Source organism: Bosea vaviloviae, assembly GCF_001741865.1.
GTDB classification, from domain to species: Bacteria; Pseudomonadota; Alphaproteobacteria; order Rhizobiales; family Beijerinckiaceae; genus Allobosea; species Allobosea vaviloviae.
Map to the genome: position 1 here is coordinate 2,866,270 of NZ_CP017147.1, position 12,063 is coordinate 2,878,332.

General features: G+C 64.4%; 9 protein-coding genes. 2 read left to right on the forward strand and 7 right to left on the reverse strand.

Going from position 1 to position 12,063, the window contains the following annotated elements; all coding sequences use genetic code 11:
• Positions 1-348 precede the first annotated feature (348 nt).
• Positions 349-1,848 (forward strand): ABC transporter substrate-binding protein, encoded by a 1,500-nt coding sequence (locus BHK69_RS13205; protein ID WP_069690506.1) that lies wholly within the window; start codon positions 349-351, stop codon positions 1,846-1,848.
• 172 nt (positions 1,849-2,020) lie between these two features.
• Entirely contained in the window at positions 2,021-2,926 is a 906-nt protein-coding gene (locus BHK69_RS13210; protein ID WP_069693622.1) for a S1C family serine protease, read from the forward strand.
• A gap of 284 nt (positions 2,927-3,210) precedes the next feature.
• Here the strand turns inward: BHK69_RS13210 and BHK69_RS13215 are convergent, their stop codons facing one another.
• The 7 genes from BHK69_RS13215 to BHK69_RS13245 form a co-directional block, all read right to left on the reverse strand.
• Positions 3,211-4,125, reverse strand: a complete 915-nt coding sequence (locus tag BHK69_RS13215; protein ID WP_069690507.1) for an aldose epimerase family protein — start codon at positions 4,123-4,125, stop codon at positions 3,211-3,213.
• 14 nt (positions 4,126-4,139) lie between these two features.
• The gene (locus BHK69_RS13220) at positions 4,140-4,964 is read right to left on the reverse strand and encodes an NAD-dependent epimerase/dehydratase family protein (protein WP_069690508.1); all 825 of its coding nucleotides are present in this window, start codon (positions 4,962-4,964) and stop codon (positions 4,140-4,142) included.
• Positions 4,965-4,966: 2 nt separating this feature from the next.
• Positions 4,967-5,827, reverse strand: a complete 861-nt coding sequence (locus tag BHK69_RS13225) for an SMP-30/gluconolactonase/LRE family protein (protein WP_069690509.1) — start codon at positions 5,825-5,827, stop codon at positions 4,967-4,969.
• Positions 5,824-7,029, reverse strand: a complete 1,206-nt coding sequence (locus tag BHK69_RS13230) for a mandelate racemase/muconate lactonizing enzyme family protein (protein WP_069690510.1) — start codon at positions 7,027-7,029, stop codon at positions 5,824-5,826. The genes BHK69_RS13225 and BHK69_RS13230 overlap by 4 nt, the downstream gene beginning before the upstream one ends.
• A gap of 264 nt (positions 7,030-7,293) precedes the next feature.
• On the reverse strand, positions 7,294-8,427 hold the full coding sequence (locus tag BHK69_RS13235) for an extracellular solute-binding protein (RefSeq protein ID WP_244548521.1): 1,134 nt from the start codon (positions 8,425-8,427) through the stop codon (positions 7,294-7,296).
• 331 nt (positions 8,428-8,758) lie between these two features.
• Positions 8,759-9,457 carry a GntR family transcriptional regulator gene (locus BHK69_RS13240; protein ID WP_069690512.1) on the reverse strand — a complete coding sequence of 233 codons (699 nt, stop codon included), beginning with the start codon at positions 9,455-9,457 and terminating at the stop codon, positions 8,759-8,761.
• 569 nt (positions 9,458-10,026) lie between these two features.
• The gene (locus BHK69_RS13245) at positions 10,027-12,009 is read right to left on the reverse strand and encodes an FAD-binding monooxygenase (protein ID WP_069690513.1); all 1,983 of its coding nucleotides are present in this window, start codon (positions 12,007-12,009) and stop codon (positions 10,027-10,029) included.
• Positions 12,010-12,063: the final 54 nt, after the last annotated feature.

Below are 12,063 nucleotides of genomic sequence, written 5' to 3' on the forward strand. Positions count from 1 at the left end.
TCCTAGGTTGAGCTACCCAGCTCCCGACGGAAGGCGGCTCCGCAGTGATGCGGGGCCGTTTTCGTTCCGGCCCACAGCATGCAGCGAGGCGCGCTCGTTAAGTCAGTGGAAGCAGGCCGATGGCGGCGTCGATCGTGAGCGAGATCGCAACCGCCGCATCATGACGCGATCCGGGCGGAGGTGAACCATCTCGGAGAGATGGCGTAGCCGGGACATCATCCCATGATGAGGTCTCACAATGGAATTGTGATCACCCGGGTCCGGCACCACAATAGCGACATGCTCGAGGGCACGCCTGGGCTATCCGCCTTTGCACCTGGCCGGCTCCGGCTTCGAAAGGACCGATCGATGACGAAGGTTTGCAAATGGCTCGTCGCAGCCGCTCTGGTATTCGCCGCGACCGCGACGCCCGCGCTTGCGGGGGCAGATCGCTTCGTGGTGGACCTTGCAGCCGAGCCTTCGACGCTCGATCCGCAGGTTCAGTGGAATCCCGACAGCTACTATGTCTACCGCAACATCTTCGACAATCTCGTCACGCGCGACGATGCGGGGCAGATTGTCCCAGAGATCGCGACCGCCTGGCGCAACCTGTCCGACACGGAAATTCTGTTCACGCTGCGTGGGGACGTCACCTTTCATGACGGTTCCAAACTCACCGCCGAGGATGTTGCCTTCAGCATCAAGCGCATCACCGACAAGACCTTTGCCAGTCCGCAGCGCGGGCAGTTCGACAAGATCATCGAGGCGGTTCCGCTCTCGGCGACGGAGGTCAAGCTCGTCACCGACGGTCCCTATCCCGCTCTGCTCGCCCAGCTCGTGAAGCTCTCGATCGTGCCCAAGAAGGTCATCGACGAGGTCGGCAAGGACGCCTTCAATCTGAAGCCGGTCGGTAGCGGTCCCTATCGTTTTGAGAGCTGGCAACGCGGCGTCGCCGTCACGGTTAAGCGCAATGATGGCTATTGGGGCACAAAGGGTCCGTTTCCGACCGTGCTCTTCCGCGCGGTGCCGGATGGTGCGACACGCGTCGCCAACCTCCAGGCCGGCAGCTCCGACCTTGCCGTGGGGCTCGACAGCGACCAGCTTGCTCAATTTTCTGGCGCGCAACGGGTCAAGCCGCTGACGGCGCTGACCGAGCGCCTCGCCTATCTGCGCCTCAACCCGAACCGGCCGCCCTTCGACAATCCGAAGCTACGCGAAGCCGTGGCGCGCGCTGTCGACAAGCAGGGCATTATCGACGGCATTCTCAGCGGACAGGAGAAGCCGATCGCCCAGATGCTCACGCCGGCGCATTTCGGCTGGGCCGAGGGCATCACCGGCCCCGCTTACGATCCGGCGCGCGCCAAGGCGCTTGTCGCCGAGGCCGGGGCTGCCGCCAAGGTCTCGATTCCGCTCACCACCGCGCCGTTCTTCGATCAGCGCGTCGTCCAGGCGATCCAGCAGCAGCTGCGGGATGTCGGGCTCGACGTGACCATCGAGATGGTGGACACGCCGAGCTTCCTGCAGCGTACCCAGCGCGGCCCCGTCGACTCGCCCGTGCTGGCTATCAGCCGCTCGTCCTGTGCCTGCCAGGATGCAGACGGCGCGCTCTACCAGCTGTTCCATTCCGGCAATAGCTGGACCATCGTCGAGAACAGGCAAGTCGACGGGTTGCTCGACAGCGCCCGTGCGACGCTCGATCCGGCGGCACGGCTCGCCGATTACCGCAAAATTCACGAAACGGTTGCCGCAACGCTACCGGTCGTGCCGCTCTACCAGACCGTCGCGGGGTATGGCGCCGCCAAGCCGCTGCAGTTCATCCCGACGCCAAACGAAAGCCTGTTCCTCAACCGCATGCGCTGGGTGGACTGACCGGGGTTTCGAGTCGGCGCAAGCCGGCGCAGCGGAGCGTTCAGAGGGGAGGGAGTTCAATCTCCCTCCAAGGCCTTGCGATGATCGGACCGCTTCATACCTGTCAACAGGCGTATCCAGCGTCCGCTGCGCCCGGCTTGCGCATGGCACTGCGTCCTTTCAGGATGGAATGATGAGTTTCGGCCCGGCCTTGCAATCGATCGTGGGAGTTCGCTCCTTGATCCCGGACGACGCCTTCACGGCTGCCACCTTGGGCACCCGGAGGGAGGGCAGTGGCGTGGTCATTCGGGACAACGGGCTGGTGCTCACCATCGGCTACCTGATCACCGAGGCTGAGGACGTCTGGCTGACGACCCAGACCGGCCGCGTGGTTCCCGCGCATGCGCTTGCCTATGACCAGGAAACCGGCTTCGGCCTGGTGCAGGCGCTTGATCGGCTCGACCTGCCCGCCATGGAGTTCGGCGCCGCAACCCAGGCCGAAATCGGCGACCCCGTCGTCCTTGCCGATGGAATCGGCCAGGTGGTGCGGGCGAACATCGTGGCCAAGCAGGAATTCGCCGGCTACTGGGAGTATCTGCTGGATGAGGCGATCTTTACCGCCCCCGCGCATCCGTCATGGGGAGGCGCCGCGCTGATCGGAGCGGATGGCAAGCTTCTGGGCATCGGCTCGCTGCACCTGCAAATGGGCCGGGGCGAGGAGATCTCGGAGGTCAATATGATCGTGCCGATCGATCTGCTTCCGCCGATCCTGAACGATCTGCTCGCCCGGGGCGGCGTCGACAAGCCGCCGCGCCCCTGGCTCGGTGCGTTCTCGGCCGAGAGCAATGGCGAGGTCGTGGTGATGAGCGTGACCGAGGGAGGCCCCGCGGCCCAGGCCGGCATGCGTGCTGGCGACATCATCTCGGATGTTCGCGATGGCGAGATCGATGGCCTGGCCGATTTCTACCGGAAGCTATGGGCGAGCGGGCCGGCAGGATCGGAGGTTCCCATCAGGATCGTCCGCAATGGCCGTGAAACCTGGCTTCGCGTGAAGTCGGCCGACCGTGGCAGCTTTCTGAGAAAACCGCATCTTCAGTAAGCTGCAGGAGGGCCTTGCCGGGGCACTTTCTGTGACGAAAGGCGCGGGGAACCCTTCTCCTGTAAGGAGAAGGGCAGGGATGAGGTGTCGGCCCCTCGACCAGTAAAGCGCAAAGCCAACCGCACGCGGCGGTGAGGCCGCACCCTAGCGGATAACGGCCGACACCTCACCCTACCCTCTCCTTACAGGAGAGGGTTTCCTGTCGAGGTTCCCGCGCCCCGCCGAAAACGGTGATCCTTCAGATCGCCCCGGAATGACGGCGCAGCCTCAGCCATAAGTCAGTCTCAAAAGCCGTTGCTATTCAGACCGTTCATCGCGGACACGGACATCCGCATTGTCCCGGCAAGGATTTCGCCATGTTCAAGCACGGCGAGTTTGCCATGCTGCGCGAGATCGCTGCGATTATGCGCGTCGGGAACATGGCTGACCGGCTCGATACAGACAAAATCGCGATCCTGTCCGACATAGAGATGCAGGTTTGAAAAGGCCTCCTCGCCACGGACCCTGATCGAGAGGCCCGCGCCTGGCCGTTCCAGCTCGACCAGCCGCGGCTCCCAACCGGAATAGTGAGCATCGAAGCCAGCGACATCCGCGAGCGCGATGCCTGCGCCGAGATCAGGCGCGGTTTGCGCCGGCACGAAGCGCAAGGGCAGGTATCGCTCGTCGGATTGCGAGCGTCGGGTGGCTTGGAAGCGCAGCCTCGCGCCAGCCTCCAGCAGGAAAAAGGGATGCAAGCCGATGCCGAAGGGCATTGCCGCGCCGCGATTGGTCACAGCAAGTCGCAGCGCCAGGCCCTGGGCGTCGATGACGATGTCCTGCACCAGATCATAGGCGAAAACATCGCCGCGGTGGCGATGCAACAGGCTGATCGCGCCTTCCCCCTGGGACAGGATCTCAAAGGCTGCGAAGCGCGAGAACCCGTGGATCGCACATCCGTCTTGAGGCCGATTGATCGGCAGCGCGTAGTCGCGGCCCGCATGGCTGAAGCTGCCGCCGTCGATGCGATTGGCGAAGGGCGCCATCGGAAAGCAGCCGACGGGCGAGGGTTCGCCTGGGATCAGCGCCGTGTCGTCGCAGCCGCGCAGAATATCGATCAGCCGGCCGTCGCGGCGCCGCCAGCCCAGAGCCGTGAGGTTGGCGCCGTAATCCGGATTGACGGCGAGTTCATAGCCATGGGCCGAAAGCGTGATCCGCGACACGTCGCTCTCCCAGCTCAGCTATGCCGGCTATAGCCGATGCCGCAATGAGAACCGCCCTGGAAGCGGCGGGTGACCTCGTCGCCTTGCTCCGGCGCGACCTGGTCGGCGAAGTCCTCGGCGTTGTCCTGCGGCGCGAAGCCGATCCGGTGCGCATCGTCGCCTGTCCACCAGCGGCGCGTATTGGCCGAGATGCCCCATACGACGGCGTAGCCGACCTCCGGCGCCGCCAGAGCGGCAAGCACGAGCCGGACGAGATCGGGATAGGACAGCCAGGTTGCGAGGTTTCGCGTTTCCAGCGGCTTGGGCAGGCAGGAGCCGATGCGCAGCTGGACGCTCTCGATGCCATGCTTGTCATGGTAGAGCCGGCCCAGTGCCTCCGCATAGACCTTGGAGACCCCATAATGCCCATCGGGCCGGTAGGGGTCGGTGATCGCAAGCGGTTGCTGCGTGCGCGGATAGAAGCCGATCGCATGGTTTGAACTGGCGAAGATCACGCGCGCCCGGCGCTCGCGCGCCAGCTCAAAAACATTCAGCGTGCCCCAGATATTGACCCTCAGGATCGCCTCGGGGTCCTTCTCGGTGTTGATGCCGCCGAAATGCACGATGTCGGTCACGTCGTCGGGGCAAGCGGCCGCAAGAGCTGCCTTGTCGGTGATGTCGGCGGCCGCAAAGCGCGCTCCACCAGGCATCGGATCGGGAAAGGGCAGGAGGTCGTTGAGGCGCAGCCGGTGGCCGGCGGCGGCGAGGCCAGGCGTGAGCACGCGTCCCAAGGTGCCGGACGCTCCCGTCAGCAGCACATGGCCGGCCTCCGTTGGGCGATGCTGTGATGCCGCGGCCATCGTCAAAGCCCTTTCATCCGCGCAATCGGCACGCCGGCGACGGGCGTTTCCGCGATGAACAGGTCGCCATCGCCCGGGCCGGGCAGGGGGCCGATGCTGAGCGACGTCACCGCCAGCTGCCGCAATCCCGGTCCACAGAAGCCCGGCATGGTTGGCGCCTTGCAGGGCACGCGGTGGCGCGAGACCAGCGTCCCATCCGGGGCGAAGCGATTGAGCATGCCGGCAGAGACCCCGGCGCTCCAGTAATGCGCCTCTACATCGCAGGCGCCGCCATCGGGTCTCCCGGTTGCGTCGTCCAGCGTCGCGAAGCGGCGCTTGCCGGATAATTCGCCGGTCTGCGGGTCGAAATCATAGGCGTCGATGGTCGGGCCGCGTGAATCGCTGTGATAGAGGACGCGCCCATCCGGCGACCAGGCGAGGCCGTTCGAGACCTTGATCCCTCCGAAAAGCGCCTTGACCGCACCATTGGCCGAGACCTGGTAGAACACACCGAGCGGCTCCTTCTCGGGGCGATCATCCATGCTGCCGAGATAGAAACGGCCGTCAGGCCCGACCTTGCCGTCATTGAGGCGGTTGGTCTCAGGCTCGGGCGTCCCGGCAAAGGGGCTGAGGGTGCCGCTATCGGGGTCGAACAGCGCGATCCCGCGCCCGAGCGCCACGATCAATCGACCGCTCTCGGTGAGGCCGAAGGACCCGACCGGCTGCTCGAAGCTCCAGCTCGCTTTGCGCGTGCCGTCCAGCGCGATGCTGTGGATCGCCGGTGCCAGCACGTCGCAGATGAAGAGGATTTCGCGTCGCTCGTCCCAAAGCGGACATTCGCCGACGCGACAGCCGAGGGCAGAGAGTGTGCGGAAGGCGATCACAGATCGGCCCGCCTTGTCTTCTGGACGATCGCATCGGGATGTTCGAGCACGTAGGGGCTGAGTTCGAGGCCGAGCCCCGCGCCTGCGAAGGGATAGAGATGCCCGTCCTCGATGCGCGGCATCACCGTGACAAGGTCACGATACCAGGAGCTGTAATAGGCCCTGACCGATTCCTGGAAGATGGCATTGGGGAGGTTCATGGCGAGATGGATCGAGGCGGCGAAGACGACCGGGCCGGTGCAGTCATGCGGTGCGACCGGGCGCTGGAACGCTTCGGCCATCGTGCCGATCTTCTTGGCCTCGCTCAACCCGCCGCACCATGACACATCGAGCATGACGTAGTCGGCGGCTCCCTTGCGCAGCAATTCGAGAAACTGCGACCGGGTTGCGACGGTTTCGCTGGCGCAGACCGGCAGGCCGGAACGCTGCGCGTAGATGGCGAGCGCGTCCGGATCCTGCATCTTGATCGGATCCTCGGCCCAGAACGGCCGGAATTCCTGCAGGCCGCGAGCGATCGCCAGTGCCGATGGCAGGTCCCACATCGAATGCAGCTCGACCATCACCTCCATCTTGTCGCCCACAGTGTCGCGGATCTGGCGGAAGGGCAGAAGCGCCTTGTCGAGATCGGCCCGGTGGATGAAGTTGCCGCCGCTTTCGACCGCGTAAGGGTCGAAGGGCCAGATCTTCATCGCCGTGATGCCTTCCTCCAGCAGGCTCTGCGCCAGCGCGCCGGCATCGCGATGGAAGGCGATCTGGTCCTCATAGGGACCTTCTGCCGCATGGTCGCTGGCACCGATGTAACGGCGCGCACCGCTCTTGTTGTAGGTGTATCCGGCGCAGGTGTTGTAGGTGCGGATGCGCTGTCGCGAGAGGCCGCCGAGCAACTGGTGGATCGGCTGGTTCGTCGCCTTGCCGAAGAGGTCCCAGAGCGCGATGTCGACGGCGGACGCCGCACGCATCTCGACGCCCGAGGAGCGGAAGCCGACATAGGTCTCGATCAGCAGCTTGGAGATCGCGTCGATCTCCAGCGGGTCGCGGCCGATCAGGAGCGGCGCGACGTCCGAGTGCAGATAGCGCGCGACCGCATCCGCGCCACGGAAGGTCTCGCCGAGGCCGATCAACCCCTCATCGGTATGGATCTGCAGCCACAGGATGTTCTTGAGGTAGGGGAGCTGAATGGTTTCGAGCGCAGTGATTTTCATGGGCCGGTATCCGTGAGAATGCAGGCGAGGTTGGCGCGGAGACGCAACCTCGCGACGGTGTCAGGGCGTGTGCCTCTCAAGGCGCCGTTCAGGACGACCGGCAGCCGTGACGGGGATGCAGTGACGGGCATAAGGCCACGCGCGGGATGCGATTGCGGAGAGGCGCCCGCTGCGACAGCGGACGCTCCATGGCGAGGCAAGAGATTACCGTCACGCAGGACTTGGCCGTCACACAAGACACGGCTGTCATGCGAGATGCGGCCGTTATTTGGAGCCGATTTCTTCATCCCAGCGCCGGAAGGCCTGGACGAGCTGAACGGGCTCGAGCGGCAGTTCCTTCGGATTGTCGGCGATCAGCTTCTCGTATTCCGGCCGGCCATACTCGGCGAGCGCGTCCTGGCTTGCCTTGGGCGCCATCGAGAGCGGCACGTCCTTCACCGCCGGGCCGGGATAGAAATAGCCTTCGTCATAGGCGTAGGCCTGCTGATCTTTCTTGAGCATGTGGGAGATCAGGTCGACCAGGATCGGAATGCGCTCCGCCGGGAGGCCCTTCGGGATGCTGAGATAATGGGCGTCCACCACCCAGCGGAACCCCTTGAGGGTCTGGATCTTGGCGTCCTTCGGCACGATGCCGAGCACACGCGGATTGATGTCCCATCCCGTCGTGGTGACGATCATGTCGCGCGTGCCGTCGCCGAATTCCTTCATCACGGCTCCGGTCCCGGTCGGGTAATACTCGATCTGCTTGTGCAGCTCCTTCAGATAGGCCCAGGTCTTGTCCCAGCCTTTGACCGGATCCTTCGGGTCGGTGTCCCCAAGCAGATAGGGCAGCCCCATCAGGAAGGTCCGCCCGGGTCCGGAATTGGCGGGGCGCGCATAGATGAACTTCTTGGGGTTCTGCTTGGCCCAGTCGAGCAGTTCCTCGGCCGTGGTCGGCGGCGTCTTGACGCGCGCTGGCGCATATTCCAGCAGCGGACCGGACGGATAGTAGCTGATGACGACGCCGCGGCCCTTGGCCAGGGACTGCATGCGCCAGGCGGGGTCGAGATAGATCGATTGGAGATCGGGCAGGTTCTTCGCCTGCTGGCCGATGAGATCGTAGTAGATGTCGTCGGCGAGGCCGGCGGAGAGCGCGTCGGGGCCGATGATCACAAGATCGATGTCGACGCGGTTTGCGCCCTGCTGGGCCTTGATCTTGCTCGGAAGCTCGGGCGCCGGAGCCTTGGTGAAGGCGATGCGGGAGACGAGTTCCGGATTGGCCTTGCGGTAGTTTTCGAAGGCCGGCTGCGTGAGGGCAAGGTTGCCGGCAGCGTCGATCACGTTCAGCAGCAGCGGGGATTTTGGCTTCACCACCTGGGCTGCCGCGGGATGCACAGAAAGCCCGCCGAGCCCGGCCATGCCAAGCCCTGATACGCCAAGTGCGCCGCCGATCAGATGCCGTCTCGAAATGTCATGCGTCATGTTTCCACCCTTTCTGGAACATCGGAGAATTGGTCCGCGGGCGTTGGCTCGTCCGTCGGGGGCCCATGATGGGCTTCTCGTTTTCGTTGCCAGAGCAGGATGCGAAAAAGTGGGAACCGGTTTTTCGCGTTGATCCTGCTCTCACGTCTCTATGCCGCCAGCCTTTCCCTCAGTGGCGAATGGCGTTGATGTCCGCGACGGCTGACGCCATCGCCCGAGGCCAATGAGGCCGAGGTTCCGGCAAGCGTCCTTCCGACCCGGCCCAGGCTCATTGCCTGTCTCCCAGCCGGGCGCGACCGAAAACCGTCTCGATATGACGCTGTCCGGATCGGACGATGTGATCCCGCATGATCCGTTCGGCAGAATCGGGGTCCCCCAGCGCGATCGCCTCGAGAATGGCGCGGTGCTCGGCGAAGGCGCGGCCGCGCTCATCGGCGTCCTGGAGCAGGCCGACGCGCGTCGTATGATCGTAGATCTGCTGCCGGCTCTGGAGACGGCGCAGATACCCGCAGCCCGAGGCCTCATGGATCTGGCCATGGAAGAGCTCGTTGAGCTCGATCAGCCTTTCGACATCGCCTTTTCGCGTCGCGGTCTCCATATCGGCGACCTGAGCCCGCAAGACGTCGACATCCCCAAGCGAGGCGCGTTTGGCCGCCATGCGCGCGATCATGCTCTCAAGAGCGGCGCGGGCGAGCGACATCTCCTCGGCCTGCTGTGGGCCATAGGTCACGAAAACGCCGCGCCGCGGTTCTGTCCGCACCAGGCCCTCGGTCTCAAGCTGTCGCAAGGCCTCCTTCAGCGGCGTGGTGCTGACACCGAGATCGCGCGCAAGATCGCGCTCGTTCAGGCGTTCCTCGTCGACGAGCCGGCCGGCAATGATCGCCTTGCGCAGATTCTCGTGAACATGGTCGCGCAGATTGATCAGGAAGATCGGTTGCACCGGAGTGACGCGCTCGCCGTGATCCATGCTGGCCTCCGCGATCGTACCGCCCGGTGGTTTCTAATATGAGATATCTGATATTTCAACAGCGACCAAAGACAAATAGCGCTCCGCTCGCAACAGCGGGCAAAGCCGCGATTTGCCGACTGCGGCTCTGCTCTAAGGCATCGCTTGAGAATTGAGCCCTCATCCTGAGATGCCATTCCCCGGGATTGGCTCCTCAGACCTGACCTGAAATGAACCGAGCGATATCAATAGCTTCCGATCGCTCGTTATCACCCGCTCCGTCCTCCTGGACAAGCCGCGCAGCGGCGCAGCTCCGGATCCATCGGAGGGCCAATCCTTTGACGGGTCTGGCCCTACGATGGATCCCGGGCCGAAGCTTCGCTTCGCCCAGGATGACGGCGCATAGGTGATTAAGACAGAGCCATTGAAATCACTGGCTTCATTTGAAGCCAGGCTCCTCAGGATCAGGGCTGAGGGGGCTCAAACGACCTCAAGGCGTTTTCGAGCGAAGTGGACACCGGTTCGCGTGAAGAAAGCGCCTTAAAACGAGGAGGAGGAGCCGTTGAACGATCCAATTGGATCGGAACGTGCTAGGCGCATTGTCCCCGCGAATCCGACTGCTGGAGCAGGATTCCAGCGAAGAAATCCTCGAGTGCACGGAATCCATTCAGCGGCATGACCTGCGCGATATATTGGTCTGGCCTGACGATCACCAGGCAACCATGCTCGCGGTCGATGCCGCGCAGGTCGAAGATGTCGTGACCGCCGCGAAAATCGGGGCAGAACACCTTCTCGTAGTCGACCAGGTCGAGGCGGCCCTTGCGGGGCAGGAGCGGGCCAGGCAGCGTCTCCACGGCGACGTCGCGATGCGCCTGCTGGAGGATCGCGCGAAGGTCGATGACCGCATCGATATCGTCGCCCGGCCGCCTATGCCGGCGGATGGGCGATGAAGGCGAGGCCGCCAGGAACTCGCAAAGCGCCCGCAGCCGCGAGGTTGCCGAGGACGGATCGGCCCTGTCAGCGAATGCATAGAGGCGCCAGCGGCCATCGGCCTCGGCGACATGGCCGAGCTGGGCCGGCTTGGCGTCGCCAAGGCGCACCACCGGCGCGGAATGGAAGCGCGTGCCGATCGGAAACCCCGTCGCCAGGCCGGCATGGCTCGGCTCGCCGGTCAGCACGGAGGCAGCGTAGCGGGTCGCGGTTCCCGCCGTGTAGCGGCCATGCCGGACGAAATACGCTTCGACCGCCTTGGGATCGACGCCATCCCCGGTCTCGGAGGTTTTCAGCGGCGCGCTCAGCATCTTCGCCCATTCGCGATCGAAATCGATCAGCTCCCTGGCGATGGCCTGGCGTTCAGCCGAGTAGCTGTGCAGCAGTTCCGGCCGGCATTGCCCGCGCAGGACCGCGGCCAGCTTCCAGCCCAGGTTGAAGCTGTCCTGCATCGAGACGTTCATGCCCTGGCCGGCTTTCGGGCTGTGGGTATGGCAGGCATCGCCGGCGATGAAGACGGCGGGCAGGCGCTGCTCCACCTCATCGGCCGGCACATCGTCGAACTTGTCACAAAGACGCTGGCCGATCTCGTAGACCGACCACCAGGCGACCTCTTTCACCTCGAATGTATAGGGCCGCAGGATCCGCTGTGCTGCGGCGATGAGATGCTCCACCCCGATATTGCGGCTCGCCACCCGCTCGTTCTCGTTGAGCTTGTCGAGTTCGACATAGATCCGGATCAGATAGCCGCCCTCGCGGGGGATGATCAGGATGGTGCCTTCACTGGCGGACTGAACCAGCGCCTTCAGCCGGACATCCGGAAAATCGGTGACGGCGAGCACGTCCATGACGCCCCAGGCCTGCTGGGCGGAATCGCCATGCAGCCTGCGCCCTATCGACTTGCGCACGGCGCTGCGCGCGCCGTCGCAGCCGACGACATAGCGCGCCTTAATCGTCTCGATTTCTCCCTCATGCGCCTGATCGAGCCGCTCCAGCTGCACGGTCACGCGATGCGTTGGAACGCCGCTATCGGCCGTGGGACTTGAGTCGATCTGCAGGTCGAGCAGGCGCCTGGAATAATCCGGCTCCAGCCGGCCAGGCGAGCGCCGCATCACGTCGAGGAAGAAATCATGCACCCGCGCCTGATTCAGGATCACATGTGGGAATTCGGAGAGCCCATCCTCGACATCCTGGATCCTGCCGCTGCGGATGATGCGCTCCGGCCGGGTTGCGTCGGGTTTCCAGAACGCCGTTTCGTTGACCCAGTAGCTCTCCTTGAGGACACGCTCGGAGAAGCCGAAGGCGTCGAACATCTCGATCGTGCGGCAGGCGATGCCATCGGCCTGCCCCAATTCCAGAGGCCCGGGCTTCTGCTCGACTATCCGCGTCGTGATCGCGGGGAAGGCGGCCAATTGCGCAGCCAGCGTCAAGCCTGCCGGGCCGCAGCCGACGATGAGGACGTCGACCTCACCCGGCAAGGAAGCGCTCGTCGAGCAAGCGCTGGTCGAGGCAGCCACGAGATCGCTGGCTGGCTCGCAGATGGCGGGATCACCGGTTCGAAAACCGTTGAGATGAAATTGCATGGAGGCCCCCTTCAAACGAGGCGGAATGATCGAGGCGCTTGGTTGGACCGGACG